The sequence below is a fragment of the Aeromonas sp. FDAARGOS 1418 genome, from assembly GCF_019048585.1.
Classification (GTDB): Bacteria; Pseudomonadota; Gammaproteobacteria; order Enterobacterales; family Aeromonadaceae; genus Aeromonas; species Aeromonas caviae.
In genome coordinates this window covers 17,501-44,043 of sequence record NZ_CP077387.1, presented here as the reverse complement: position 1 = coordinate 44,043, position 26,543 = coordinate 17,501, and the positions used below count along the sequence as shown (strand labels likewise).

28 protein-coding genes (1 of these 28 cut by a window edge) are annotated in these 26,543 nt (G+C 63.9%); 13 read left to right on the top strand and 15 right to left on the bottom strand.

The window, feature by feature from the left end:
• The first annotated feature begins 86 nt into the window (after positions 1-86).
• Positions 87-1,457 carry a UDP-N-acetylmuramate:L-alanyl-gamma-D-glutamyl-meso-diaminopimelate ligase gene (mpl, locus tag I6L48_RS00220; protein ID WP_216987669.1) on the top strand — a complete coding sequence of 457 codons (1,371 nt, stop codon included), beginning with the start codon at positions 87-89 and terminating at the stop codon, positions 1,455-1,457.
• Positions 1,454-2,065, top strand: coding sequence for a flavin prenyltransferase UbiX (locus I6L48_RS00215; RefSeq protein WP_043155755.1), 612 nt, complete (start codon positions 1,454-1,456; stop codon positions 2,063-2,065). The genes mpl and I6L48_RS00215 overlap by 4 nt, the downstream gene beginning before the upstream one ends.
• Before the next feature lie 72 nt (positions 2,066-2,137).
• Here I6L48_RS00215 and I6L48_RS00210 read toward each other — a convergent pair whose 3' ends face one another.
• Entirely contained in the window at positions 2,138-2,752 is a 615-nt protein-coding gene (locus tag I6L48_RS00210; RefSeq protein ID WP_029314803.1) for a TetR/AcrR family transcriptional regulator, read from the bottom strand.
• A 201-nt stretch (positions 2,753-2,953) separates the two neighbouring features.
• Here I6L48_RS00210 and hpt point away from each other — a divergent pair, with 201 nt between their 5' ends.
• The 3 genes from hpt (at position 2,954) to I6L48_RS00195 (ending at position 5,284) form a co-directional block, all read left to right on the top strand.
• Positions 2,954-3,484 (top strand): hypoxanthine phosphoribosyltransferase, encoded by a 531-nt coding sequence (gene hpt, locus I6L48_RS00205; RefSeq protein ID WP_010675579.1) that lies wholly within the window; start codon positions 2,954-2,956, stop codon positions 3,482-3,484.
• A gap of 112 nt (positions 3,485-3,596) precedes the next feature.
• Positions 3,597-4,514 carry an ABC transporter ATP-binding protein gene (locus I6L48_RS00200; RefSeq protein WP_039040845.1) on the top strand — a complete coding sequence of 306 codons (918 nt, stop codon included), beginning with the start codon at positions 3,597-3,599 and terminating at the stop codon, positions 4,512-4,514.
• On the top strand, positions 4,511-5,284 hold the full coding sequence (locus I6L48_RS00195) for an ABC transporter permease (protein WP_010675577.1): 774 nt from the start codon (positions 4,511-4,513) through the stop codon (positions 5,282-5,284). Before I6L48_RS00200 ends, I6L48_RS00195 begins: the two co-directional genes overlap by 4 nt.
• A 60-nt stretch (positions 5,285-5,344) precedes the next feature.
• Here the strand turns inward: I6L48_RS00195 and I6L48_RS00190 are convergent, their stop codons facing one another.
• The 9 genes from I6L48_RS00190 to thpR all read right to left on the bottom strand — a co-directional run bounded on the left by I6L48_RS00190 (position 5,345) and on the right by thpR (position 12,444).
• Positions 5,345-5,692 (bottom strand): putative quinol monooxygenase, encoded by a 348-nt coding sequence (locus tag I6L48_RS00190; protein WP_010675576.1) that lies wholly within the window; start codon positions 5,690-5,692, stop codon positions 5,345-5,347.
• Positions 5,693-5,712: 20 nt separating this feature from the next.
• Positions 5,713-6,567 (bottom strand): pantoate--beta-alanine ligase, encoded by an 855-nt coding sequence (gene panC / locus I6L48_RS00185; RefSeq protein WP_010675575.1) that lies wholly within the window; start codon positions 6,565-6,567, stop codon positions 5,713-5,715.
• 96 nt (positions 6,568-6,663) lie between these two features.
• Positions 6,664-7,458 carry a 3-methyl-2-oxobutanoate hydroxymethyltransferase gene (panB, locus tag I6L48_RS00180; RefSeq protein WP_039040847.1) on the bottom strand — a complete coding sequence of 265 codons (795 nt, stop codon included), beginning with the start codon at positions 7,456-7,458 and terminating at the stop codon, positions 6,664-6,666.
• 20 nt (positions 7,459-7,478) lie between these two features.
• Entirely contained in the window at positions 7,479-7,976 is a 498-nt protein-coding gene (gene folK, locus I6L48_RS00175; RefSeq protein ID WP_039040848.1) for a 2-amino-4-hydroxy-6-hydroxymethyldihydropteridine diphosphokinase, read from the bottom strand.
• Positions 7,977-7,986: 10 nt separating this feature from the next.
• The gene (gene pcnB / locus I6L48_RS00170) at positions 7,987-9,477 is read right to left on the bottom strand and encodes a polynucleotide adenylyltransferase PcnB (protein WP_113068939.1); all 1,491 of its coding nucleotides are present in this window, start codon (positions 9,475-9,477) and stop codon (positions 7,987-7,989) included.
• Positions 9,478-9,577: 100 nt separating this feature from the next.
• A complete protein-coding gene (gene gluQRS / locus I6L48_RS00165; RefSeq protein WP_113068938.1) occupies positions 9,578-10,480 on the bottom strand; it encodes a tRNA glutamyl-Q(34) synthetase GluQRS in 903 nt (300 codons plus the stop codon).
• Positions 10,481-10,589: 109 nt separating this feature from the next.
• Entirely contained in the window at positions 10,590-11,039 is a 450-nt protein-coding gene (dksA, locus tag I6L48_RS00160; RefSeq protein ID WP_029314801.1) for an RNA polymerase-binding protein DksA, read from the bottom strand.
• Between the two features lie 119 nt (positions 11,040-11,158).
• Positions 11,159-11,902: a DNA/RNA nuclease SfsA gene (sfsA, locus tag I6L48_RS00155; RefSeq protein WP_010675569.1), complete on the bottom strand. Its 744-nt coding sequence runs from the start codon at positions 11,900-11,902 to the stop codon at positions 11,159-11,161.
• The gene (gene thpR / locus I6L48_RS00150; protein WP_113068937.1) at positions 11,899-12,444 is read right to left on the bottom strand and encodes an RNA 2',3'-cyclic phosphodiesterase; all 546 of its coding nucleotides are present in this window, start codon (positions 12,442-12,444) and stop codon (positions 11,899-11,901) included. The genes sfsA and thpR overlap by 4 nt, the downstream gene beginning before the upstream one ends.
• A gap of 184 nt (positions 12,445-12,628) precedes the next feature.
• Between thpR and hrpB the strand changes: the two genes are divergently transcribed.
• The 3 genes from hrpB to I6L48_RS00135 all read left to right on the top strand — a co-directional run bounded on the left by hrpB (position 12,629) and on the right by I6L48_RS00135 (position 17,970).
• Positions 12,629-15,082 (top strand): ATP-dependent helicase HrpB, encoded by a 2,454-nt coding sequence (hrpB, locus tag I6L48_RS00145; protein WP_048208334.1) that lies wholly within the window; start codon positions 12,629-12,631, stop codon positions 15,080-15,082.
• A 122-nt stretch (positions 15,083-15,204) separates the two neighbouring features.
• On the top strand, positions 15,205-17,526 hold the full coding sequence (mrcB, locus tag I6L48_RS00140) for a penicillin-binding protein 1B (protein WP_010675566.1): 2,322 nt from the start codon (positions 15,205-15,207) through the stop codon (positions 17,524-17,526).
• A gap of 42 nt (positions 17,527-17,568) precedes the next feature.
• A complete protein-coding gene (locus I6L48_RS00135) occupies positions 17,569-17,970 on the top strand; it encodes a VOC family protein (RefSeq protein ID WP_010675565.1) in 402 nt (133 codons plus the stop codon).
• A gap of 89 nt (positions 17,971-18,059) precedes the next feature.
• On the opposite strand, the gene I6L48_RS00130 is transcribed toward I6L48_RS00135, so the two are convergent.
• Positions 18,060-18,380: an SMR family transporter gene (locus I6L48_RS00130; RefSeq protein ID WP_010675564.1), complete on the bottom strand. Its 321-nt coding sequence runs from the start codon at positions 18,378-18,380 to the stop codon at positions 18,060-18,062.
• Positions 18,368-18,760, bottom strand: coding sequence for a multidrug efflux SMR transporter (locus I6L48_RS00125; protein ID WP_216987668.1), 393 nt, complete (start codon positions 18,758-18,760; stop codon positions 18,368-18,370). Before I6L48_RS00125 ends, I6L48_RS00130 begins: the two co-directional genes overlap by 13 nt.
• A gap of 157 nt (positions 18,761-18,917) precedes the next feature.
• Between I6L48_RS00125 and I6L48_RS00120 the strand changes: the two genes are divergently transcribed.
• The gene (locus I6L48_RS00120; RefSeq protein WP_113068936.1) at positions 18,918-19,799 is read left to right on the top strand and encodes a LysR family transcriptional regulator; all 882 of its coding nucleotides are present in this window, start codon (positions 18,918-18,920) and stop codon (positions 19,797-19,799) included.
• A gap of 42 nt (positions 19,800-19,841) precedes the next feature.
• Here I6L48_RS00120 and I6L48_RS00115 read toward each other — a convergent pair whose 3' ends face one another.
• A complete protein-coding gene (locus I6L48_RS00115) occupies positions 19,842-20,357 on the bottom strand; it encodes a DUF2937 family protein (protein WP_216987667.1) in 516 nt (171 codons plus the stop codon).
• Positions 20,358-20,559: 202 nt separating this feature from the next.
• On the opposite strand from I6L48_RS00115, the gene I6L48_RS00110 reads away from it, so the two are divergent.
• Positions 20,560-21,243: a phosphatase PAP2 family protein gene (locus I6L48_RS00110; RefSeq protein WP_113068935.1), complete on the top strand. Its 684-nt coding sequence runs from the start codon at positions 20,560-20,562 to the stop codon at positions 21,241-21,243.
• A 259-nt stretch (positions 21,244-21,502) separates the two neighbouring features.
• Entirely contained in the window at positions 21,503-22,405 is a 903-nt protein-coding gene (locus tag I6L48_RS00105) for a sulfite exporter TauE/SafE family protein (protein ID WP_042878447.1), read from the top strand.
• A gap of 46 nt (positions 22,406-22,451) precedes the next feature.
• Here I6L48_RS00105 and I6L48_RS00100 read toward each other — a convergent pair whose 3' ends face one another.
• Together I6L48_RS00100 and hemL are read right to left on the bottom strand one after the other, a co-directional pair.
• Complete coding sequence (locus I6L48_RS00100) at positions 22,452-23,264, bottom strand: hypothetical protein (protein WP_113068934.1); 813 nt, start codon at positions 23,262-23,264, stop codon at positions 22,452-22,454.
• 199 nt (positions 23,265-23,463) lie between these two features.
• Entirely contained in the window at positions 23,464-24,750 is a 1,287-nt protein-coding gene (gene hemL, locus I6L48_RS00095; RefSeq protein WP_216987666.1) for a glutamate-1-semialdehyde 2,1-aminomutase, read from the bottom strand.
• Positions 24,751-24,959: 209 nt separating this feature from the next.
• On the opposite strand from hemL, the gene clcA reads away from it, so the two are divergent.
• Entirely contained in the window at positions 24,960-26,354 is a 1,395-nt protein-coding gene (gene clcA / locus I6L48_RS00090; RefSeq protein WP_045521911.1) for a H(+)/Cl(-) exchange transporter ClcA, read from the top strand.
• A gap of 87 nt (positions 26,355-26,441) precedes the next feature.
• Positions 26,442-26,543, top strand: the 5' portion of a protein-coding gene (locus I6L48_RS00085; RefSeq protein ID WP_113068933.1) for a DUF6776 family protein. 591 nt of this gene lie beyond the right edge of the window; only the first 102 of its 693 coding nucleotides appear in the window; the start codon lies at positions 26,442-26,444; its stop codon lies beyond the right edge, outside the window.

Below are 26,543 nucleotides of genomic sequence, written 5' to 3'. Positions count from 1 at the left end.
TGCCTTCGCTCCCCATGGGCGCGGCTTGTGCCACCGGGTCAACAGACCCTAGAATGCGCACTCCCTTTACTGGAAAAGGCAGCGGTATGCACATTCACATTCTCGGGATCTGCGGCACCTTCATGGGTGGTCTGGCGGTGTTGGCAAAACAGCTTGGCTATCGGGTGACCGGCTCCGACGCCAACGTCTATCCCCCCATGAGCACCCAGCTCGAGCAACAGGGCATCGAACTGACCGAAGGCTACGACCCCTCCCAGCTCGATCCGGCGCCGGATCTGGTGGTGATCGGCAATGCCATGAGCCGTGGCAACCCCTGTGTGGAATATGTGCTGGACCGCAATCTGCCCTATATCTCCGGCCCCCAGTGGCTGCTGGAGCACGTGCTGAAGGATCGCTGGGTGCTGGCCGTCGCGGGCACCCATGGCAAGACCACCACCGCCAGCATGCTGGCCTGGGTGCTGGAGTATGCCAAGCTGGAACCCGGTTTCCTCATCGGTGGCGTGCCGGGCAACTTCCCGGTTTCCGCCCGTCTCGGCTCGGCTCCCTTCTTTGTGATTGAAGCGGACGAATATGACTGCGCCTTCTTCGACAAGCGATCCAAGTTTGTCCACTATCATCCGCGCACCCTGGTGATGAACAACCTGGAGTTCGACCACGCCGACATCTTCCCGGATCTCGCCGCCATCCAGCGCCAGTTCCACCACCTGATGCGCACCGTGCCGAGCAACGGCCGGGTGCTCTTCCCCAAAGGCGATGACAACCTTACCGCCGTGCGCGAGATGGGCTGTTGGAGCGAGGTGGAGCTGGTTGGCCAGGACGATGCCAAGTGGAAGGCGGTGAAGCTGGCCGATGACGGCTCCGCCTTCGAGGTGTGGCTGGATGGCGTGAAACAGGGGGAGGTGCACTGGGAGTGCATCGGAGAGCACAACGTCAACAACGGTCTGATGGCCATCGCCGCCGCCCGCCATGCCGGTGTCATGGTAGAGCACGGGATCAACGCCCTCTGCCAGTTCAAGTCCCCCAAGCGGCGCATGGAGCTGAAAGGGGAAGTGGCCGGCATCAGCGTCTATGACGACTTCGCTCACCACCCCACCGCCATCGAGACCACCCTGGGTGGACTGCGCGCCAAGGTGGGCAAGGCCCGCATCCTGGCGGTGCTGGAGCCCCGCTCCAACACCATGAAGCTCGGGGTTCACAAGGAGGAGCTGGCCGGTTGCTTTGACGGTGCCGACGAGGTGTTCTTCTTCCAGCCCCCCAACATCGGCTGGGATCTGGGGGAGGTGACGGCCCACATGACCCGGCCTGCCCGGGTATTCGAGGGCCTTGATGCCCTGATTGGCGCCCTGGTGGCCGAGAGCCGCCCAGGGGATCATATTCTGATCATGAGCAACGGCGGCTTCGGCGGCATTCACGACAAGCTGATCGCCCGCCTGAAGGAGCTGCAGAGCGCATCATGAACAAGGCCATCACCCTGGCGCTGACAGGCGCCTCCGGCGCTCCCTATGCCCTGCGCCTGCTGGAATGCCTGGTGCAGGCGGACTATCGGGTCTTCCTGCTCGCCTCCTCGGCGGCCAGGGTTGTGCTCAAGACCGAGCAGCAGCAGGATTGGCCGGGCTCCCCCAGGGAGCTGTCGGCGTACCTCTGTCGCCATTATGGTGCCAAAGAGGGTCAGATCGTCGCCTGCGGCAAGGAGGAGTGGTTCTCGCCGGTGGCTTCCGGCTCGGCGGCCCCCAAACAGATGGTGGTCTGCCCCTGCTCCATGGGCACCGTCTCGGCCATTGCCAACGGCACCTCGGACAACCTGCTGGAGCGCGCGGCAGACGTGGTGATCAAGGAGCGGGGCCAGCTGATTCTGGTGCCCCGGGAGAGCCCCTTCTCGGCGATCCATCTGGAGAACATGCTCAAGCTTGCCCGTCTTGGCGTGACCATCATGCCGGCGGCGCCAGGGTTCTACCATGAACCGAAAAGCATCGAGGATCTGGTGGACTTCATGGTCGCCCGCATCCTCGATCATCTGGGTGTCGAGCATGAGTTGACCAGTCGCTGGGGTTATGCCAGCCACTGATACTGCGGGGAGCGGACAAAAAGCGGCGCCGGGCTCTAAAGCCCGGCGCCGCTTTGTCAACATCTGCGCGAGTCAGCTGGCCTGGATGGGGGCCGTCACGTACTTGAACAGGAAATCAGTCACCTCTTCCCGGCTCGGACGCTGCGGCTGATTGATCATCTGCATCATCACATAGCCAAAACCGGTCAGGGAGCGGGCCAGATCCTGCGCCGACAGCACGCTCTGGATCTCGCCGTTGTCGATGGCCCGTTGCAGGTGGGGGGCAATGCGCTCCAGCGCCTTGTCCAGCAGCCGGGTGTAGCGAGGCCACACTTCTTCCCGCACCGAGGAGCTCCACTCCAGCCAGATGCTGGCGTGATCGGGCTTGTCATAGGCGGCGTCAACGAACAGCTTCACGTGGCGGTGAATGCTCTCCCTGGCGGAGCCCTGACCGTTGTAGGCCTGTTCGAGGATCTGCTGTACGAAGGCTTCGATTTCTGTCAGCACTTCGTCGACCAGATCTTCACGAGTATTGAAATAGTTAAAAACGGTCGCAACCGAGACCTTTGCCTGTTCGGCTATTTCGGCATGCCCGGCACGGCCGATGCCGCGACGGGAAAATACCTCGACGGCACACTCCATCAATTGATCACGGCGAGCCTCCGGCGAAAGCCGGGTTCGACGTCTTATTTCTGCGCGTGGTTCCATAGTTTTTTCATCTAATAGTTATTGATTATGGTGTTTATAGTATTGTCACCGATAATGCCCGAAGGCTTGCTAACTCTATCAATTAAAATAAGCCGATAAAAGCATCACGTATGCCTGACGCCCACTGGTTGGAGTGGTAGAATCCTCGGTTTTGACGTTAATGAACGGCCAATAACCCTTTGGTCATTATTGGAGTATGTGATGAAACACATTGTCGAGGTGATGATCCCCGAGGCCGAGGTTGCAGCCCGGATCGCCACGCTGGGTGAAGAGATTACCGCCCGTTACCAGGGCTCCGAGGAAGTGGTCATGATCGGCCTGTTGCGCGGCTCCTGCGTCTTCCTGGCGGATCTCTGCCGTCAGTGCCAGTTGCCCATCACCCTGGACTTTATGACTGCCTCCAGCTATGGCTCCGGCATGCACAGCACCCGTGACGTGCGCATCCTCAAGGATCTGGATGACGACATCAAAGGCAAGGACGTGGTGATCGTGGAGGACATCATCGACACCGGTTACACCCTCAACAAGGTGCGCGAGATCCTCTCTCTGCGCGAGCCGAAATCCCTGGCCATCTGCACCCTGCTGGACAAACCGTCCCGCCGCGAGGTTCAGGTGCCGGTGGACTGGCTTGGCTTCTCCATCCCGGACGAGTTCGTGGTGGGTTGTGGCATTGACTACGCCCAGAAGTACCGTAACCTGCCTTTCATCGGCAAGGTGGTACCGCAAGAGTAAGCCGGGTCCGAAGTAGCAAGGCAGGCTGGCCGGCCCGCCATCGACTGTCTTCAGGCGGCGTCACAGCCGCCTTTTCTGTCTCGAGATGGGCTCATCCATCACAGGGGTTGCAATGAACGCATTGGAAATCAGCGGTCTGAAGAAGACCTATCAGGGGGGCGTCGAAGCCCTCAAGGGCATCGATCTCACCGTCAAACAGGGGGATTTCTTCGCCCTGCTCGGTCCCAACGGGGCGGGCAAATCCACCACCATCGGCGTGATCAGCTCACTGGTCAACAAGAGTGCCGGCAAGGTGAAGGTATTCGGTCATGACATCGATACCGATCTGGAGCTGGCCAAGTCCCAGCTCGGCCTGGTGCCCCAGGAGTTCAACTTCAGCCAGTTCGAGAAGGTGAGCCAGATAGTGACTCACCAGGCCGGTTTCTATGGGGTGCCGCGGGCCGAGGCCAAGGTGCGCGCCGAGAAGTATCTGCGCCAGCTCGATCTGTGGGACAAGCGCGACATGGCGGCCCGCACTCTCTCCGGTGGCATGAAGCGCCGGTTGATGATCGCCCGCGCCCTGATGCATGAGCCCAAGCTGCTGATCCTGGATGAGCCGACCGCCGGGGTGGACATCGAGATCCGCCGTTCCATGTGGAGTTTCCTCAAGGATCTCAACGAGCAGGGGGTGACCATCATCCTGACCACCCACTACCTGGAAGAGGCCGAGATGCTGTGCCGCAACATCGGCATCATCGACAAGGGCCGTCTCATCGAGAACACCAGCATGAAGAGCCTGCTCGGCAAGCTGGGTCGCGAGACCTTCCTGCTGGATCTGGTGCCGGGTTCCACCGTACCGGCCCTGCCCGAGTTCAACGGCCGGATGCAGGATGAGAACACCCTGGAAGTGGAGCTGGAGAAGAGCCAGTCCCTCAACAGCCTGTTCGAGCAGCTCTCCGCCCAGGGGGTGAAGGTGCTCAGCATGCGCAACAAGGCGAACCGGCTGGAAGAGCTGTTCGTCAATCTGGTAGAGGAGGGTCGCAAAGCATGAACCCCATGACCTATTACATCGCCTTCAAGAGCATTCTGGCCAAGGAAGTGAGCCGCTTCACCCGGATCTGGATCCAGACCCTGGTGCCGCCCGCCATCACCATGAGCCTCTACTTCGTCATCTTCGGCAACCTCATCGGCTCGCGCATCGGCGACATGGGGGGCTTCAGCTACATGGAGTTCATCGTGCCCGGCCTCATCATGATGTCGGTCATCACCAACTCCTACTCCAACGTCGCCTCTTCCTTCTACAGCGCCAAGTTCCAGCGCAACGTGGAGGAGCTGCTGGTGGCGCCGGTGCCCAACTACATCATCATCGCGGGGTATGTGGGCGGTGGCGTGGCGCGCGGCCTCTGTGTCGGCCTCATCGTCACCCTGGTGTCGCTGTTCTTCGTGCCGCTGCAGATCCATCACCTGTTCAGCGTCTGCGTGACCGTGCTGCTCACCTCCATCCTCTTCTCCCTGGGGGGGCTCATCAACGCGGTGTTCGCGAAGTCGTTCGATGACATCAGCATCATCCCGACCTTCATCCTGACTCCCCTGACCTATCTGGGGGGCGTCTTCTACTCCATCACCCTGCTGCCGCCGTTCTGGCAGGGGGTCTCCCAGGTGAACCCCATCATCTACATGGTGAACGCGTTCCGCTACGGCTTCCTCGGGATCTCCGACGTGCCCCTCGGCACCGCCTATCTCATCATCATCGGCTTCATCCTGGTGCTCTACGGGATGGCCTGGTGGCTCATCTCCCGCGGCACCGGTCTGCGCCACTGAGGCGCACACCCGCCAGCAAAAAGGCGCCCTCGGGCGCCTTTTTATTTGCACATGTCGGTCTCAGAGGGCCGGGGCGTCGTAGTCCGCGGGCTCGTCGCTGTAGACGCAGACGTTCCACTTGGCCGCGAGGCCATCATCCGCGAGGCAGTAGCGCTCGAAGAAGGCCTTGATACCGGCGCGCTGGCAGTGGGCCTCGAAGCTCGCCATGTCGCGCCAGATCTCGTTGAAGACGATGGGGAAGCTCTCCCCCTCGGCAAAGGGGCTCTGGATATGGCGGGTGACGATGTACTGCAGGCAGCCATCTTCACGCAGGGTGTCGGGTTCGAGCCCTTGCAGGACGCGGAACAGGGCCTGCTCCTGGCCCGGCTTGGGCTGGAACTGGGCGATGCAGTAAACCTTCTTGGACATCGTGGTCTCCTTGCCGTGTCTCAACCCCGCAGGGCGACGACCCGGTTGTCGATGAGGCGGGCCTTGCCCAGATAGGCGGCCATCAGGATCACCAGGCGCTGGCTCTCGGCGCTGGCGGATTCCAGGGTGTCGGCATCGACGATGTCGATGGCATCCGTCCTGAATCCCGCGTTGTCGAGGCGTTGGCTGGCCTGGGCAACCAGGGAGGGGAGGTGACTGTTCCCCGCTTCAATCTGCTCGGCAATCCAGTTCATGGTGCGCGCGAGCTCGGGGGCGATGGCCCGTTCGGCAGCGGTCAGATAGCCGTTGCGCGAAGAGAGGGCCAGCCCGTCTTCGGCCCGCACGGTCGGCACGCCCACGATCTCGATGGGCATGGCCATGTCGGCCACCATCTTGCGAATGAGCGCGAGCTGCTGGTAATCCTTCTCGCCAAAGCAGGCCACGTTCGGCTGTACCAGATTGAACAGCTTGGTGACCACGGTGCTGACCCCGCGAAAATGCCCCGGACGCAGCGCCCCTTCCAGCAGGCTGGAGATGCCGGGCACCTCGACGAAGGTCTGGCTGGCGAGCCCCTGGGGATACATGATCTCCGGCGTCGGGGTGAAGACCAGGTCCACACCGGCGGCCTCCAGGGCTGCGCAATCCTGCTCCAGGGTGCGGGGGTAGTTGGCGAGATCCTCGGCCTTGTCGAACTGCAAGGGGTTCACAAAGATGCTGACCACCACCTTGTCGCCATGGCGGCGGGCCTCCTCGACCAGGGTGAGATGACCCTGATGCAGATTGCCCATGGTGGGCACGAATGCGATGGCGCGGCCTTCGCGATGCCATTGACCGATCTGCTCGCGCAGCGCGGCGGGATTGTTCACAACCAACATCGTCAGTTCACCTTCAGATGAATCAATAAAAGAGGGGGTCGTCAGGGGGGAGGGCGAGACGGGGGCACAGGCCCCCGCGCTCATGACGACAGAAAGTCAGTTGAAGCAGTGCTCGGGGCCGGGGAAGGTCCCCTCGCTCACCTGCTGCACGTAGAGACGAATGGCGGCACGCATGTCACCGGTCTCGGCCAGGAAGTTCTTGGTGAACTTGGGCACATAACCGGAGGTGATGCCGAAGGCATCGTGCATCACCAGGATCTGGCCGTCGGTGGCAGGGCCGGCACCGATGCCGATCACCGGAATGCGCAGCGCCTTGGTGATGCGCTCTGCCAGAGAGACGGGCACGCACTCGAGTACCAGCAACTGGATGCCGGCCGCTTGCAGCTCCAGCGCCTGGCGGTAGATCTCCTGGGCGTGGAACTCGTCGCGCCCCTGCACCTTGAAGCCGCCAAACACGTGGACGGATTGCGGGGTCAGGCCGAGATGGCCGCACACCGGCACCCCGTTACGGGTCAGGTGGCGGATGGAGTCGCACAGCCAGTCCCCCCCTTCCATCTTCACCATGCGGGCACCGGCCGCCATCAGGCGCGCCGCGTTCTGGTAGGTCTGCTCCGGGGTGGCGTAGCTCATGAACGGCATGTCGGTCACCACCAGGGCATTGGTGGTGCCACGCACCACGCAGCGGGTGTGATAGACCATCTCGTCCATGCTGACCGCCAGGGTGTCGTCTCCGCCCTGCAATACCATGCCGAGGGAGTCGCCGATGAGCAGCACCTGGGCGCCCTCGTCGTCGAACAGCTTGGCGAAGGTGGCGTCATAGGCGGTGATGGCGGTGATTTTCTGTCCGTCCTGCTTCATCTTCTGCAGATGGGTAGTGGTGATCTTGCTCATTACGTTGTTCCTACTCTTCTCTACTCGCCTGCTGCACCGGCCAGGATCGCGAGTCCATTGCGCGGGCAGCGGGCAACCAGTTCGGTGAGCGGGGTGCCGCAGGGCAGCACCAGGGAGGGGGCTATCTCGGCAAGGGGCAGCAGGACGAACTCCCGCTCCTTCATGCCATAGTGAGGCACCGTCAGGCGCTCATGCCGGATGACTTCGTCGCCGTACAGCAGCAGATCGAGATCCAGGGTCCGGGGGCCCCAGCGCTCATCCTTGCGCACTCGCCCCTGTGCCTGCTCGATGCGCTGCAGTTCGTCCAGCAGCGCCAGAGGGCTGAGGCGGGTGGCAAGGCGCGCCACGGCATTGACGTAGTCCGGCTGATCCGCAGGGCCCATGGGGCGGCTGCCGTAAAGGTGGGAGGTCTGCAGCAGCTCGGACTCGGGCAGGGTCGCCAGCGCGGCGATGGCGCGACGAGCCTGGCCGAGGGGGTCGGCCAGGTTGGAGCCGATGGCGACGAAGACCTCGATCATCGGCGGATCCTTACTCTGCCGACTTCGGCTTGCGGCGACGGGGGCGACGGCGGTTGCGGCCATTGCCGCTGCGCTTCTCGCCATCACCGCTGCGGGAGTCGGCGCGCTCGCCGCTCGCCGGGCGGCGGGTCGCCTCCCGTTGCAGTTGCGGGCGCACGTCCGGGTTGGAGGCCACATAGCGCTCCCACCAGCTCGCCAGCTCGCCGAGGCCGCGCTCGACCTGGTTGCGCAGCAACAGGAAGTCGAAGGCCGCACGGAATTTCGGGTGCTCCATGGCGCGCTCGGGGTGTTTGCCCTGGCGGCGGGTCAGGCGCTGTTGCAGGGCCCAGATGTCGCGCACGTCCGTGGTGAATCGGCGCGGCACGGCGATGATCCGCACCTGGTTGTCCAGCACCTCGTTGATGGCCAGCATGAAGGCATCGTACCAGGGCAGACCGCTCTCGTTTTCCAGCACGCGGCCGCGGGCCTCAACGGCGCCCCACAGCAGGGTGGCGTAGAGGAAGGCGGGGGTGACGCGCTTCTCTTCACGGACCCGGGTATCGGTGTCCATCAGCGCCTGCTCGATGAACTGCTCGTAGGGCGAGTTGCCGTGGGGCGTGAACAGGGCGGCTACCTGGGGGAACAGCGGCTGGAACAGCCCGTATTCCCGCAGCAGCTTGTAGGTGGCCAGACCGTCCCCCGCCAGGAACAGCTTGAGGGTCTCCTCGAACAGGCGGGCGGCCGGGATGTCCTGCAGCAGCGGGGCCAGCTCCCGGATGGGCGCGGCGGTGCGCGGGCTGATGGTCATGTCCAGCTTGGCGGCGAAGCGCACGGCGCGCAGCATGCGCACCGGATCTTCCCGGTAGCGGGTCTCGGGGTCGCCGATGAGCTCCAGCCTGCGCGCGGCCAGATCTTCCAGCCCGCCCTCGAAATCGTGCAGGGTGAAATCCTTGGCGCTGTAGTAGAGGGCGTTGACGGTAAAGTCGCGACGCTCGGCATCCTCTTCGATGGTGCCGTAGACGTTGTCCCGCAGCAGCATGCCTTCATCGGACTGGGCCGACACATGCTTGCTGGTATTGACCTGATGGTGGTGACCCCGGAAGGTGGCCACTTCGATCACGTCACGACCAAAGACGATGTGGGCCAGGCGGAAACGGCGGCCGATGAGGCGGCAGTTGCTGAACAGCGCCTTGATCTGTTCCGGCGTCGCGTCGGTAGCGATGTCGAAATCCTTGGGGGTCTTCCCGAGCAGCAGGTCACGGACGCCGCCGCCGACCAGGTAGGCTTCATAGCCCCCCTTGTTCAGGCGATAGAGCACCTTGAGGGCATTCTCGCTGATCTCTTTGCGCGAAATCGGGTGCTGGTCACGGCTCAAGGTTCGGCGCTGTCCGGCGACACGGGCCGGAATGGGGGACTCCACCGACTGCTCGCCGTCTTCCTTGCCGAGCACTTTGCGGCAAAAATTTGCGATCTGGGAAAAAATGGTACACCTCGTTATGACTTCAAATTGACGGGAGGCCAAAAAAATAGCGGCCTATCATAGCTCAGCCCCAACCAAATGAGAAACGGTGTGGCCTGCTTCCCCTTGATTGGTCCTTTTGGGGCAAGAAATGCAGCCGGGGCTAGCTTTGCCCTTGCGGGATCTTCTGCTGGCGGGGCACCCGGACCAGCTGCCAGTGGGCGATGCCCCAGCCGATGATCTCGTCGATCCGGCTCGCCATCAACTCGGGCGGCGGGTACTGACCGAGAAAGTGCAGCGCCTGCCACAGGGCCGGCCGTACCTCGTCCTGCGACAGCGCCGGCGCATGGTTCTGCTTGGAGAGCTTGTTGCCATCCGCTTGCACCGCCAGCGGCAAGTGCACCCAGGTGGGCACCTCTGCCCCCAGAGTCTGGTAGAGGGCAATCTGGCGCACCGTGGGTTCCAGCAGATCGGCGCCGCGGACGATCTCGGTGATGCCGCTGTCCATGTCATCCACCACCACCGCCAGGTTGTAGGCGTAGAGCCCGTCCCGGCGGCGCACGATGAAGTCCTCCTCCGCCAGCGCCGCAGGGACGGTGATCTCTCCCTGCAGCGCATCCTCGAACCGATAGACCGGGTGGTGCTGGCGCAAACGGGCGGCACACCCCTCGGCGGTCAGCCCCAGGGCGCGGCAATGACCGTTGTAGAATCCCCCTGCGGCCATGATTTCGCGCCGGGTACAGCGGCACCAGTAGAGATCCCCGGCCCGATAGAGCTGATCGATGATCTCGTCATAGCGGCCATGGCGCGCGCTTTGGAACATCACCTCCCCATCCCAGCCAAGACCGTGTGCCTCCAGGGTGGTGAGGATAAGGTCAGCCGCTCCCGGCATCTCCCGCGGGGGGTCGATGTCTTCGATGCGCACTAGCCAGCGGCCCTGCTGTGCCCTGGCCTGCAAGAAGCTGCCAAGGGCGGCGACCAGGGATCCGAAGTGGAGCGGACCGGACGGCGAGGGGGCGAAGCGGCCCACATAGGGGCGTCGGGAGGGGGGGGATGTCATGACCATGGCAATTCGGGTAGGCGATGCATTGAGGCTGCATTCTGGGACGGCCCGACCAAAAGCTCAATAAAAAAGGGAGCCTGGGCTCCCTTTTCGTTTCTGTGGATGGGCGGCATCAGCCAGCCATCTGTTTTTCCTTGATCTCGGCCAGCGTCTTGCAGTCCACGCAGAGGTCTGCGGTCGGACGGGCTTCCAGACGGCGGATGCCGATCTCGATGCCGCAATGCTCGCAGTAACCGAAGTCATCTTCTTCGAGCAGCAGCAAGGTTTTCTCGATCTTCTTGATCAGCTTGCGTTCACGGTCGCGGGTGCGCAGTTCGAGAGCAAACTCTTCTTCTTGCGCGGCGCGATCCACGGGATCCGGGAAGTTGGCAGCCTCATCCTTCATGTGGTCGACGGTGCGGTCAACTTCCTGCATCAGTTGGTTGCGCCAGGCTCCCAGGATCTTGCGAAAATGTACCTTCTGTTGGTCATTCATGTACTCCTCACCGGCTTTCATCTGGTAAGGCTCTACACCCGCAATGGCCAGGGGGCCCAGAGATTTCCTGTTTTCGCCTGTTGGCATGCCCTGTCTCCTAATTCAGCACGCTACCCGTGCCATCCATAAATTGAGGGCGACATCTATAGCAGAAGGGTCAACGGGAGGCAAACAAGCCTTATCAATAATGTTACCCACTTCTGCATTTATTCTCTGCCCTCGGGTAGCATATGGTCAGATTCAAATGGGATAAAATCCTGAGCCACCATGCCCTGCACCCCAACATGGGGGCGATAGCATAAAATTTCAACCCCTGCCGCCATCGCCTGTTCAACAAGCTGACTATAGTGCGGATCGATATGGGCTGCAGGGCGCATTCTCGCGATGCCGGAGTGCAATACCATGAACAGCAGCACGGCCCGGTGCCCTGCCGCCTTCATGGCCATCAATTCACGCAAGTGCTTGGCGCCGCGGGTGGTGACCGCATCGGGGAAGTACCCCATGCCGGGTTGCTCCCGCTCGTCGAGCAGGGTGACGGATTTCACCTCGATGTAACAATCCGGTCTGTGGTCATCTTCCAGCAACAGGTCGATGCGGCTGTTCTCTTCCCCGTATTTCACTTCGGTGCGCAGCCTGGCATAGCCTGCCAGGGGGGCGAGGGCGCCCTGTTCGATGAGCTCCCGGGCGATCTGGTTGGCACGGGCCGTGTTGACGCAGATGAAGTGACCCGCCGGGCTCTCGGCGATTTCCCAACTGTTTGGCAGCTTGCGCTTGGGGTTGTCGGATGTGGAGTACCAGACCCGGGTGCCCGGCAGGGCGCAGCCGGTCATGGCACCGGTATTGGCGCAGTGGATGGTGATCACCTCGCCGTTGTCGAGCGCGACATCCGTCAGGAAGCGCTTGTAGCGGGAGATCAGCTGTCCGGACTGCAGGGGGGGATCGAAGATCATGGGGTGAGCTCCTCGCGGTGCGGGTTTTTGACGCGGGCCCGCAGGGGCCAGCAGGCGAGCGGTTCGTAGTGGACGCCGTCCGGCGTGCTGACGGATTGATAGAGGCAGAAGCGATCGGCCCTGAGCAGAAAATCCGGCGCAGGCAGCTCGTCGGGGGCCTCACCCGCCTTGCGCGACAGGGTGACGTGGGGGCGATAGCCCTGCTCGCCGTTGCCCAGCCCGAGTTTTTCACCGTGGCGGCGCAGTGCCCTCGCGAGCACGGTCAGCTCGTTCGGCCACTCACCGGGCCCCACCCAGGCGGCTTTGGCGCGCTGAAACCAGCCGGTCTGATCCAGATGGACGGTGAAAGGGGGGCAGTGCTGTCGCTCGGCGGCCGCGATCAGGCGAGCCTGGGTCGTTTCGTCGGCCTCCCCGAGAAAGGCCAGGGTCAGGTGCAGGTTGCTCTCGGGCACCGGCTGGCCGGGCCAGGGGCGCTGGTCTCGCCAGGTCGCAAGCTCGGGGGCAAGCTCTGGCAGTGGCAGGGCAAAGAAGAGTTTGGGCATGCGGCGTGTCGGTCCTCGTGATGGGCATCGGATAAGGGCCATTCTATGGCAGCCGCTCCCGGGATGTCTTGCCGTGTTGCACCTGACGCTTCCTGCCCCTGCCCGGCAGGGGCGCTTACGATGGCCGGGAGGCTGTGGCAGAATGGACCCCTTTTCAGGAGTGTCACAGAAGGTGCCCATCGCTTTGTCTTCCCTCCCCATCGTCCCGGTGTTGCCCGAACTCTTTGCAGCCCTCGACAACCATACCAGCGTGATCCTGCAGGCACCCCCCGGCGCGGGCAAATCGACCCTGCTGCCCCTGGAGCTGGTGCGCCAGCACCGGCTGCCCGGGCGCATCATCATGCTGGAGCCCAGGCGCCTTGCGGCGCGCAACATCGCGAGCTTCCTCGCGCGTCAGCTGGGGGAGAAGGTGGGCGAGCGCATCGGCCTGCGTGTGCGCGGGGAGAGCCGCACCAGCAGCCAGACCCGGCTCGAGATCGTGACCGAGGGGGTGCTGACCCGGATGCTGCAGCAGGATCCTGAGCTCACCGGCGTGTCGCTCGTCATCTTTGACGAGTTCCACGAGCGCAGCCTGCACGCCGATACCGCGCTGGCCTTCGCCATCGAAAGCCAGCAGGGGTTGCGCGATGATCTCAAGCTGCTGGTGATGTCCGCCACCCTGGATGGCATGGCCCTGGAGCGCCTGCTGCCAGGTGCCCCCGTGGTGCGCTCCGAGGGGCGCGGCTTTCCCATCGAGTACCACTATCGCCCCGCCAATCGCCAGCAGTGGCTGGAGCCCCAGGTCGGCGCCGTGGTGCTGGAGGCGCTCGCCAGTCAGGCTGGCAGTGCCCTGGTGTTCCTGCCGGGACAGGGGGAGATAGAGCGGCTGGCACAGTGGCTGGAAGGGCGGTTGCCAGGGGATGTGACCCTGGCTCCCCTCTATGGCCGTCTTGACCTCGCGGCCCAGCAAGCGGCCATCGAGCCTGCGCCTGCGGGTCGTCGCAAGCTGGTGCTCACCACCAACGTGGCGGAGACCTCCCTCACCATCGAGGGGATCTCCGTGGTCATCGACAGCGGGCTGGAGCGGCGCGCCACCTTCGATATCAAGAGCGGCGTTACCCGGCTGGAGACCCGGCCCATCGCCAAAGCCTCCGCCACCCAGCGGGCGGGGCGGGCAGGGCGGCTTGGCCCCGGCGTCTGCTACCGGCTCTGGAGCAGCGAGGTGCAGGAGCGCCTCGCCGAGCAGAGTCCCCCCGACATCCTGACGCAAGAGCTCACCGGCCTGCTGATGGACGCCGCCCAGTGGGGGGCCCGGGTGGAGGCGCTGCCCCTGCTGGACATGCCGCCCCCTGCCGCCGTGGCCAGCGCCCGGCGGTTGCTGGTGGCCCTGGGCGCCATGGCCCCGGAGGGTGAGCAACAACTTACCCCGGCAGGCCGTGCCATGGCGGCCTTCGGCACCCATCCCCGCCTCGCCCGCATGTTGCTGCGGGCCCGGGAGCTGGAATCCGAGGGTCTGACAGGGATTGTCGCCGATGCGGCTTTCCTGGTGGCGCTGCTGGAAGAAGATCTGCGAGGATCGGAGCGCCTGTCCGTGCTGTTCCACCGCCGTCAGGGCGCCCTGCGCCAGGGGGCGGCCCGCTGGTTCGAGCGGCTCGGCGTGCGGGCAAGCAGCCCGCAGGGTCAATGGCTGGGGTTGCTGTGCGCCCTCGCCTGGCCCGATCGCATCGGCAAGCTGCGCAGTGGCAGCCGCTATCAGCTCAGTGGCGGGGTGAGCTGCGATCTGGTAGAAGGGCATCCCTGCCAGGGGCAGGGGGCCATCGTGGCCGTCGAAATGGGTCAGAACGAGCGCGGCAGCCGCATCTTCATCGCCGAGCCGGTGGCGCTGGATGAGTTGGTGCGCCAGCTGCCCGAGCTGGTCGGCGAGCGCCAGTGGTTCGACTGGGACGATCGGGAGGAACGGGTGCGGGCGGAGCGCCAGCAGGTGCTCGGCGAGCTGGTGCTCGGCCAGCGGCCGTTGACGGATCTCTCCGATGAACAGAAGGGGCGCTGCCTGCTGCAAGGCATCCGGCGCAAGGGGCTGCACGTGCTGCCCTGGGACGAGAGCAGCGAGGGGCTGCTGGCCCGCTTGCGCTGCGCCCGCGACTGGCTGCCCGACGAAGCCTGGCCCGCCATGGATGAGGAGAGCCTGCTGGCCGACCTCGAGCAGTGGCTGCTGCCGGCGGTGAGCGGCATGACCCGGCTGGAGCAGTTGAAGCGGCTCGACATGAGCGACATCCTGCGCCAGTCTCTGCCCTGGCCTTTGCCAAGGCGGCTGGACGAGGCGCTGCCGAGCCACTTCACCGCACCGACCGGCAGCCGGGTGCGGATCCGCTACCAGCCGGGTCAGGCGCCAGCGATCCCGGTGCGCATCCAGGAGATGTTCGGGCTGGGCGCCACCCCATGCGTGGCCGATGGCCGGGTGCCCCTGGTGGTGGAGCTGCTCTCCCCGGCCCAGCGCCCCTTGCAGATCACCGCGGATCTCGCCGCCTTCTGGGCGGGATCCTATGAGCAGGTGAAAAAAGAGATGAAGGGGCGCTACCCCCGTCACTACTGGCCGGACAACCCGCTGGAGGCGATGCCGACCCGGGTGACCAAGAAAAAGATGGGATTGCAGGAGTAGCCGACGGGGCAGTGATCGGTCGGTACGATCAGAACAAGATGGCGGTGGCACAGTCCCCTCCACAACAGGCATCGCAGGCCGCTCGCATCAGCGGGATGGCGAGGAGAACGACAAGAGGATTTATGGCAACCCAACGACGCAAGCGCACGCCCAAGAAGGCGGCGCCCAAACGCACCATCTGGCGCACCCTGTTCTGGCTGGGCTTCAAGCTCTCTCTGGTGGTGGCGGCCTTCATGGTGGTGTTTGGCATCTATCTCGACACCAAGGTGCGCGAGCGCTTCGACGGGGAGAAGTGGCAGTTGCCGGTGATGGTCTACAGCCGCCCGCTGGAGCTCTATCCCAGCCAGCGGCTCTCCCAGACCCAGATGCTGCGCGAGCTCAACATGCTGAGCTACAAGCAGGTGCGTCAGCCCCATACCCCGGGTGAGTACGCGGTGAGCGGCAACCGCATCGAGCTGGTGCGCCGGCCGTTCGAGTTCCACGACGGTGCCGACGGCGCCCGTGGCCTGCGTCTCACCTTCAACGGGGCGCGCCTCGAGGGGATCCAGTCCCTGGAGAACCAGCGCCAGCTCGGCTATGCCCAGATGGACCCGGTGCTGCTCGATCGCCTCAACACCGAGGATCGGGAAGACCGCCTGCTGGTACGCCTCTCCGAGGTGCCGGACAGCCTGCTGGTGACGCTGCTCACCACGGAAGACAGGGACTTCTACCAGCACGGCGGCGTCTCGCCGGTGGCCATCATGCGCGCCATGGCAGCCAACCTGCTGGCGGGTCGCACCGTGCAGGGGGGCAGTACGCTCACCCAGCAGCTCGCCAAGAACTTCTTCCTGACCCGTGAGCGCAGCCTGTGGCGCAAACTGCAGGAAGCCTACATGGCGGTGCTCATCGACTACCGCTACAGCAAGGACGAGATCCTGGAGGCCTACCTCAACGAGGTCTATCTGGGGCAGAACTTCTCCCAGGGGGTCTACGGTTTCGGGCTCGCCTCCTACTTCTACTTCGGCATTCCGGTCAACGAGCTGGACATCGATCAGGTGGCCCTGCTGGTGGGCATGGTGAAGGGCCCCTCCTATTACGATCCCTGGCGATTCCCGGACCGGGCCAAGGCGCGCCGGGATCTGGTGCTGAAACTGCTGGCGGATCACGGCAGCCTGACCCAGGCCGAGTATGACCTGGCCAGCAAGCAGCCCCTTGGCATCATCGCCCGCGGCCAGATGAGCTATGGCCGTACCCCGGCCTTCATGGGGCTGCTCAAGCGGGAGATCCAGAACCGCTTCGGCCCGGATCTGCTCAAGCAGTCCGGCCTCAAGATCTTCACCAGTCTGGATCCCATCGCCCAGCACGCCGCCGAGCAGGCGGTGGAGTCGGGTCTGGCCACCATCGAGAAGCAGCGTGGCAAGAAGAAGCTGGAGGCGGCCATGGTGGTCTCCGACTGGCACAAGGGCGAGGTGGTCGCCATGGTGGGGGGACGGGATCCCCGCTACGCCGGCTTCAACCGGGCGCTGGATGCCCGCCGTCAGATTGGCTCCCTGGTCAAACCGGCGGTCTACCTGACCGGCCTCTCCAACGGCCTGACCCTGGGCACGCCGCTTAAAGATCAGCCGATCCGGATTCGCGGCCAGGATGGCCAGATCTGGACGCCGCAGAACTACGACCGCAAGTTCCGCCAGAGCGTGCCCCTGATGGAGGCGCTTGCCAGCTCCCTCAACGTGCCGACCGTCAACCTCGGGATGCAGATAGGCCTGGACAAGGTGGTGGACACCCTGCACAAGCTGGGGGTGCAGCAGGAGATCCAGCCCTATCCGTCCCTGGTGCTGGGGGCGGTGGCGCTCTCGCCCATGGAGGTGAACCAGATGTACCTGCCCATTGCCAACCAGGGGTTGACCCAGCCCCTGTCGGCCATCCGGGCCGTGGTGAATGGCGAGGGGCGCCAGCTCTACCAGCATGACGAAGCGGCCAAGCGAGTGACGGATCCCCAGGCAAGCTGGCTGACCCTGTTCGCCATGACCAAGACGGTGAGCCAGGGGACGGCCCGGGCGCTCGGTGCCAAGTTCCCCGGGGCCACCATGGCCGCCAAGACCGGTACCACCAACGAGCTGCGTGACTCCTGGTTTGCCGGGATGGACAACAACGAGCTGGTAAGCGTCTGGGTCGGCCGTGACGACAACACACCGGCCGGGCTGACCGGTGCCAGTGGCGCCTTGCAGCTGTTCAGCGGCTACATGAGCCAGCGAGGGGTCAACAGCCTGGGGCTGAAGATGCCCGAAGGGGTGAGCTGGGCCAACTTCTCCCGCTCGAGCGGTGCCCGGGTGGCCAGCGATTGTCCCGGCAGTCTCCAGGTGCCGGCCAAGCTGGCCGGTCTGGCCGAGCCCATGAGCTGTGCCAGCCCGGTCTCGGACCCGGCGAATGCCCTGGACAACTGGTTCAACGGTTTCTTCAACTGACGAAGACGGGCAGCGCAGGCTGCCCGTTTTGCAAGGATTGCCATGACCCATCCTCTGTTTGAGGCCATCCATCACGTGGCCATCATCGCCAGCGACTATCCGCGCTCGCGCCACTTCTATCACCAGGTGCTGGGGTTGCCCATCATTGCCGAGACCCTGCGGGCAGAGCGCCAGTCGTGGAAGCTGGATCTGGCGCTGCCGGACGGCAGCCAGCTGGAGCTGTTCAGCTTCCCGGCGCCGCCCCCCCGCCCCTCCAGGCCGGAGGCGTGCGGGTTGCGCCACCTGGCGTTTCGGGTGGCGGATCTCGACCGGGTCATCGCCCACCTGGAGCAGCACGGGGTGGAAGTGGAGCCGGTGCGGGTGGACGAGCTGACCGGCAAGCGCTTTACCTTCTTCGCCGACCCCGACGGCCTGCCGCTGGAGCTGTACGAGGCAGCGCGTTAGGCTGCCTGTTGCAATCTGGATGATCGGTTTGACCATGAAAAGGCCGCCCTGGGAACAGGGCGGCTTTTTTCATGGGGTTGGAGAGGGGATCATGCTGTGGTCAGCAGGGCGACCGCCACCGCCATCACCATCATGCCGAGCCAGCCGACGGGTCTGAGGCGCTCGCCGAACAGCAGCAGGCCCCCGAGGGCGGTGCCCAGGATGCCGATGGCGCCCCAGGTGGCATAGGCCACGGCCAGATCGATCTTGCCGGTACTGACCGCCTCGCTGAGCAGAGTGAAGGCACAGAGCACCAGCAGAATGCCGAGGACGCCCCACCCCTTGTCACGAAAACCGACGGAGCGGTTGATCGCCATGTTGGCGCCGATATCCAGCAGGGCGGCGCCCAGTACGATGATCAACGGGTGCATGGTGCTTCCCTCCTCTGGCGGGTGGGGGCTGGTACATCATGGGTCTCGCCCAGGGTCACCATGACAATCCCCACTATGGCCAGCGTCAGTCCGATCCACTCCTGGATGCTCAGCTCGTAGCCGAGGAACAGGACGGAGACGGCGGTGATGAGGGCGATCCCCAACCCTTCCCACAGCGCAAACGCGATACCAATGGAGATTGTCCTGGCGGCCTTGGCGAGCAGCAGGTAGGAGAGGGTGATGAGGAGCCACATCGGCAGATAGTGGATCCAGCCGCTCTCGCTCTTTGGGATCAGGGCCATGGAGGAGGTGCCGGCGACCTCGGTCAGGATGGCCCCCGTCAGGAAGAGGCGGGCCAAAAGCAGGGGACGGGATGACATGCAGTTTCCTTCTGTTGCTGCGACGATGAGAGGATAACGGCACCCGAAACGGGCAAGGTTATCGCTGAGCGTCGAGAAAGCTGTCGCTGCTAGTTTGCCTTGGGGGCGGGCCAGGGGATAAGGTGGTGATGGAATAATCTGCCGCCAGTTTGAAGTCATGAAGCTAAATCAGATACAACTCTTTGTAGAAACAGCAGACAGTGGTTCGATAGCCAATGCCGCCAGACGACTTGGCAAGAGTCGCAGCGCCGTGAGCTCGGCGATAGCAACCCTGGAAGTGGAGCTTGGCGTCGAACTTTTCGAACGAGGGGCGAACCAGAGCCGACTGACCGAAATCGGCGAGCAAGTGCTGGACGACTGTCGGCGGCTGTTGCAGGCCGCCAACAGCCTGAAGCTCAAGTGCGAGCACTATGCCTCCGGTGCCGAGGTGGCGCTGCGGGTAGCCCGGGACGACGCCATTCCCGAGGTGGTATGGCGCGAGATGCTGGGGGCCTTGCGTCGCCAGTTTCCGGGCACCAGCATCTCCCTGGTGCTGGCCTCACCGCCGGAGCTGCCGGCCCTGGTGGAAGAGGGGTTCGTGGATGCCGCCTTCGGCCTCATCACCGAGGAACAGGAGCGCAGCGGTCTTTGCATCGACGTGCTCAACCCGATCCGCACCCTGATGGTGGTCGCGCCAAGCCACCCGCTGGCTGGGCTGAAGCGGGTGTTGCAGCAGGATCTGACCGATCACACCCAGGTCACTCTCTCCTATGTGGACGCGTTTTCGGTCAAGAGCCTGCTGCCCATCGGGGGGCAGCATATCGGGTTGTCGAGTTTCGAACTGATGCGGGATGCGGTGCTGGATGGTCTGGGCTGGGCGGTGCTGCCTTCACCCCTTATCCAGAGCCAGCTGCGCCAGGGGGAACTGCTGACCCTGAAGCACAAGTTCAGCCTGCAGTGGCGTGATTACGGAGTCTATCTGTCGGAGAACGCCCATCACGGCAAGGTGCTGGCCTGGCTGAAGAAGGCCATAGAAGCCTATCTCGAACCCTTCGAGTAGCCGCCAACCGGGGCGGGCCCCCCGGTTGGCAGTGAGAGGGGATCAGCGCAGGCCGTGACGGGGGACGCGCTGGCGGGAGCGAAATGGCAGCAGCAGGAGGTCGAGCAGCAGATCCCCCGCCAGGGAGGCCAGCAGACCCGCCGCCACGCCGCAGAAAATGGCGGCCTGTTTGAGGGGGACCACATAGCCGTAGTTGTGCAGGGTATCCTGCCAGAGGGCGGGATCGGCGCGCAGCAACAGGTGGGAGAGCTGCTGGTACCAGGGGCTCTCCCGCACGGCGATCTCCCCCTGAAGGTGCTGCTGCTGGTTCACCAGTTGCTGGAGGCTGGTGGCATCCTGGGTGAAGACGGGATCCTGGCTGGCACCGTAATGGGCGACCAGCGCCTGCAGATCGCCATTGAAGTGCTGGTCCGCCGTGCGCTGGAAGGGGGCCAGCGCCAGACCGGCCTGCTGCAGCCGGGCATCCAGCCGCTGGAAGTAGAGATCGACCAGCCCGGGGATCTGTACACCTGCCAGCAAACCGAGGGCAAACAACATCATGCGAAGGTAGCTGCGCATCATCATCATCCTGAACGAAGGGAGCGCCCATACTAGCCGCAACCGGTGGGAGAGCCAAGGAGGGGGCGCGCTTGCCCACCTGGTCGGCGGCGCCAAAAGAAGAGCCGATGGAATACCTTTGTTACACGAATTCTTACACTTTTGTGATGCAAGTCATCTTGCGGCTGGCCTAGAATGAGCGTTTTTCGAAGGACACGTCGGCATGAGCAAGTTCATTCCTTTCTATCTGGCCGGGGGCCTCATCGCCTTCAGTTGGGGCGCCCTGCCTGAGCACGGCCCCTGGGATGGGTGGGATCTCGCCCTCTTCCAGCTGGTCAATGGCTGGATTGGCCACTCCCCCCGTTGGGCCGATCTGGTGGCCATCACCAACAACCGCCTGTTCGATCTGGCCGCGCTGGCCTGCATGGGCGGGATCCTCGCCAGTTGCTTCTTCCGTGCCGACGGGCAGGAGCGCCGTCGTCTGGTGGCCATGGGGGTCGTGATGCTGCTGGGGGCCCTGGTGATCAATCAGCTCGGGCATCTGTTGCCGGTCAGCCGTCCCAGCCCCACCCTGATGGTGGACGGGGCACTGCGCCTGACCGAGATCAGTGCGATTCCCACCAAGGACTCCGCTGGTGACAGCTTTCCCGGTGATCACGCCCTCTTCCTGATGATCTTCGCCGGTTTTGCCCTGCGCTATCTGCCGCGCTGGGCCTGGGTGGTTGCGGTGGTGATGGTGCCCCTGTTTTCAGCGCCCCGTATCCTGGCGGGTGCGCACTGGATGACGGACGTCTATGTGGGCGCTCTTTGCCTCTCCCTGATCTGCCTGCCGCTGCTGTTGCTCACTCCCGTGTCGGATCGCCTGATCGACCGCCTGGCTCCCCGGCTGCCACGCTGGATTGCCTGACGGAGAATGAAAAAAGAAGGCGGGTCACCCCGCCTTCTTTCGTTTACGCCTCACCGGTGCTGTGGTCGTCGCGAAATGACCAGGACTACGCCCGATGAGCCCGGGCTGTCGCCCTCCCAACCAGTATGGATAGCCCCATTCGGATTCTGCCAGCCAAAATAGTCGCGGCCAAACGTTTGCACCCGTCGTCTCATGATCCTGGCCAGGATTTTTTCCCTCCGCTGCCTTAGAATCGCCGCCCGTTGTTGGAGGTCTCCCCATGCTTGTCACTTTTCTGCGTCTCTTGTTTATCGGTTGTGCCCTGGTCTTTCTCTTTATGCTGGTCCGTGCCTGGTGGCACAAACGGCGTCATGGCCAGCTCGAAGCCACCCCTTTCTGGCCGGTGGCGGCCATCGGTTTTGTGGCCAATTTTCTCGATACCCTGGGGGTGGGGAGCTTTGCGGTGAAGACCGCCTGCTACAAGCAGTTCAGGCTGATCGATGATCGGGTGCTGCCCGGTACCCTCAACGGCCAGTGCGTGCTGCCGACCGTGACCCAGGCTCTCATCTTCATCGGCGTGGTCAACGTGGATCCCGTCACCCTCATCAGCATGATGGCGGCAGCGGCGGCCGGTGCGGCCTGGGGCGCCCGTTACGTGGCTTCCTTTGATCGCCAGACCATCCGGCTGGTCATGGCGGTCTCCCTGCTGGTGGTCGCCGGTCTCATCTTTGCCGGTCTGCTTGGGCTCTTCCCCCTCGGTGGTGAGGCCATGGGGCTGAGCGGTTACAAGCTGGGGATCGCCCTTGCCGGCAACTTCCTGTTCGGAGCCCTGATGAACGTCGGTATCGGCCTGTTCGCCCCCTGCATGACCCTGGTCTATCTGCTCGGCATGAACCCGCTGGTGGCCTTCCCCATCATGATGGGATCCACCGCCGTGCTCAGCGTCTTCTCGGCGGGGACCTTCATTCGCAAGGGGGCTTTCGATGCGCGGGCCGTGCTGGCGGTGGCCATCTTCGGCCCCATCGGCGTGGTGCTGGCGGCCATGCTGGTCAAATCCATGGAGATGGAGATGCTCAAATGGCTGGTGGCCTTCATCGTCATCTATACCTCCTGGACCATGTACGCCTCCTGGCGGGCGGCGCGGCGACAGCCAGCGCCCGCGCTGGCAGAGGCGACGAGCTAGCTGGCGTCGGCGAGGCCCGCCTGCACGGGCGCCCCACGTTGGTATGTCATCCCGCTCGCCCGGTCCTGGTGCGTCTTCTGATGCCTCTGGCAGCCCCCTCCGGGTGGGCGGTCTGCTGGCTGGAGGCGACCAGCGCGGCTTCCGCCCTGGCACCGAGAAACACATAGAGCCCCAGCGCCAGCAGCAACCCCACGGCGCACCCCATCACCCCCACCGCAGGCCAGAGCAGTTCGCTCTGGCCGAGGGATCCCTTGAACAGCAGCAACAACCCCTCGATGGAGACCGCGATCAGGATGGCGGCGATAAAGCGGGTAATGGTGCGCCGGATGGCGCTGTGGCGGAAGATGTCCTTATGCAGCAACACCTCCTCTTCGAGGATGGTCTTGCCGAGATCGAACACCGCCAGGGCGAGCGTGAGGAAGATGATGGCGCTGAAGGCCCCCAGTCGGTTCTGCTGGGTGCCGCACAGGAGCAGATAGAGCTGTTCCAGCCCGTGCCAGATGAGGGTGCCGACGATGAGAAACAGGGCCAGACTCAGGACGACGTAGACGGCCCTGAACCAGGGAATGGCGCGCCGCCGCTCCCTGTCCCCCATCAGCCAGGCGATCAGCTGGTGCAGGTTGATCTCCAGCTCCCGGCCATGGCCCTGCACCAGCAGGCGCAGTTGCCCCTGGGCCGCCGGAACGGGCGCCAGTATGGCAGGCCTGAGCTGGGGGGCCAGGCTCTTCACCTCCTCGACGAAGGCATAGGTCTTGAGAGACGCCTCGGGGAGGGTGAGCAGCCCCAGCAGCAGGGGGGCCAGCTCGGTTTCGTACTCCTGATAGCGCCGCAGCACATCGATGGGGCTCATCTCTGCCATATACACCTCGGTCCAATGGGCTCCTGAGCAGGGGCCTGCAAATTGTGGGCCCGATTTATGACAGCCCGTGTACGGCGCGGCGCACCAGCAGGTGGCAAGGCTCCGGTGAGGGACTTAAGGATGCACTACTATGGTGCCTTGTCGGGGCGGGCAAACAAAAAAGGGCCCCATCGGGGCCCTCTGCACATCTTGCGGCTTGTCAGCCAGCCAGCTTGGCGAAGCTGCGCTCGGCGGCCGCCAGGGTGTGTTCAATCTCCTTGTCGCCGTGGGCCAGCGACAGGAAGCCCGCCTCGTAGGCGCTCGGTGCCAGATAGATACCCTCTTCCAGCATCAGATGATAGAAGCGCTTGAAGCGTTCCATGTCGCAGCGGGTCACCTGCTCGTAGCGGGTGATCTCGGTCTCGTCGGTGAAGAAGAAGCCGAACATGCCGCCCACGTAGTTGATGGCAAGCGGGATGCCGTGCCTGGCGGCGGCCGCTTTCAGCCCTTCGGCGACACGGGCGGTCTTGGCGCTCAGCTGCTCATAGAGGCCCGGCTCCAGCAGCAGATCCAGCATGGTGAGGCCGGCGGCCATGGCCACCGGGTTGCCGGAGAGGGTACCAGCCTGATAGACGGGGCCGGTCGGGGCTATGTGCTGCATCACCTTCTTCTTGCCGCCGAAGGCGCCCACCGGCATGCCAGCACCGATGATCTTGCCGAGGGTGGTGAGATCCGGGTCGATGTTGTAGTGGCCCTGGGCACCACGCAGGGAGACGCGAAAGCCGGTCATCACCTCATCCAGGATCAGCAGGGCGCCGAACTCGTCACAAATGGCGCGCAGCCCTTCCAGGAAGGCGGGCACCGGCGGGATGCAGTTCATGTTGCCAGCGACCGGCTCGACGATGATACAGGCGATCTCGCTGCCGTACTGGGTAAAGGCTTCGCGCACCGAATCCAGATCGTTAAAGACACAGGTGAGCGTGTGTTTGGCGAAATCGGCCGGTACGCCCGGGCTGTTGGGCTGACCCAGGGTGAGGGCGCCGGAGCCGGCCTTGACCAGCAGGGAGTCGGCATGGCCGTGGTAGCAGCCTTCAAACTTGACGATCTTGTCGCGACCGGTGTAGCCGCGGGCCAGCCGGATGGCGCTCATGGTCGCCTCGGTGCCGGAGTTGACCATCCGTACCTGCTCCATGGAGGGCACGATCTGGCGCACTTTCTCGGCCATCAGCACTTCGATCTCGGTCGGGGCACCGTAGCTCAGCCCTTTTTCCACTGCCTTGATGACGGCGGCCTTGATGGCCGGGTGGTTGTGGCCCAGCAGCATGGGGCCCCAGGAACCGATGTAATCCACATAGGCCTGGCCGTCCACGTCATAGAGGTAGGCGCCATCGGCGTGATCGATGAAGCGGGGTGTGCCGCCGACCCCGTTGAAGGCGCGGACCGGTGAGTTGACGCCACCGGGAATGGTCTGGCGGGCCTGTTCAAACAGCTGATCTGATTTTGACATGGATCATCCTTAATGGGATTTTGGTCGTTACCCGGGCGCAGGCTGCCGATTGCGGCTCGGCAGGGGATGGCGGGAGGAGTATGCTTTGCGCTCTCGCCCCGGACTCTCGCCCGTGATACATGAAACGGGCCGACTATAGCAGAAAGGCCCAGAGCTGGGCAGCCGAGGCCGAGGTGTGTCTGGTCCTCGTTAGATGAGCGTGATTATCCATGGAGCAACAAGCCATTCCTTCCGCCGACGCGGCCTCGCTGCGTCGTCCTCCAGTCTTGCAGCGCCTGATACGGCGGGACAAGATGCCGCTGCTGGTGCTTCTGTTGGCGGCCCTGGTCGGCCTGCTGGCAGGCCTGGTGTGCGGATTGTTCGAGTCTTGCGTTCACTGGCTGGCCCAGCAGCGTGTCGACTTGCTGGCCGATCGCCCCTGGTGGCAGCTTGGCCTGCTCGGCTTTGGTTTCAGCGCCCTGCTGGGGTTGGTTGGCTATTTCCTCACTCATGCCTTTGCCCCCGAGGCGGGGGGATCCGGTATCCCGGAAATTGAAGGGGCCATGGACGACCTGCGCCCGGTACGCTGGTGGCGGGTGTTGCCGGTGAAGTTTTTTGGCGGGGTCTGTACCCTGAGTTCCGGCATGGTGCTGGGGCGGGAGGGGCCCTCGGTGCAGATAGGGGGTAACCTCGGCAAGATGGTGGCGGATATCTTCCGGTTGCCCAAGGAGCATGGCCATGCCCTGCTGGCTGCCGGTGCGGCGGGTGGTCTCGCTGCGGCCTTCAATGCCCCGCTGGCAGGGATACTGTTTGTCATGGAAGAGATGCGACCGCAATTTCGCTACTCCTTCCTCGCCATCAAGGCGGTCGGGATTTCGGCCGTCATGGCGACCCTGATGCTGCAGAACATGAAAGGGCAATCCCCCGTCATCATGCTGCCTCACTACGACGCTCCGGCCTTGAAGGCGCTCTGGCTGTTTCTTTTCATGGGGGGCTGCTTTGGTGTGCTGGGGTTCGTCTTCAACAAGCTGGTGCTCGCCTGTCAGGATGGTTACCTGGCATTGCATCAGAACAAGCGCCACCGCTTCGTCATCATCGGCATGGTGGTGGCTGGAACCTTTGGCATGCTGTCGCTGTTCGCCCCTTCGGTCACTGGAGGGGGAATCGAGCTCATCCCGCATCTGACGGGGGGAGACTATGCGATGGCGACGCTCTTCATCATCTTCTCGGTGCGACTGGTGGGTACCCTCATCTGCTTTTGCTCGGGGGCCCCTGGTGGTGTCTTTGCGCCGACCCTGGCGCTGGGCACCCTGTTCGGGGTGATCTTTGGTCACCTGTTCCACTCTGCATTTCCCGATCTCGGCATCGAACCAGGCGCCTTTGCCATCGCCGGCATGGGGGCGCTCTTCGCCGCCACCGTGCGTGCCCCCATTACCGGCATCGTGCTGGTGACCGAGATGACCGACAACTATCAGCTGATCCTGCCCATGATGATCACCACCATAGGGGCAACCCTGGTGGCGCAATGGTTGGGGGGGCGCCCTATCTATTCCCAGATCCTGGAGCGAACTTTACGGCTTGCTGCGCGTCAAAACCGGGGTGAAAGCAGCATCGCGACCGGTTAACTCTTTGTTTATCCGTATCAATCCGGCATGGTCGCGTATAGTGAAAAGAAACCGGCTGTGTTGATGTCGGCATATAGAAGAGGCCTTATGTCCCAAATCGTGAAGTTATTGGTGGTGCTGGCCGTGGGGGCATGTATCGGTTATGTCGTCGGGAACAGACAGGAGCTGGCTCAGAGCAGCCTGATGACG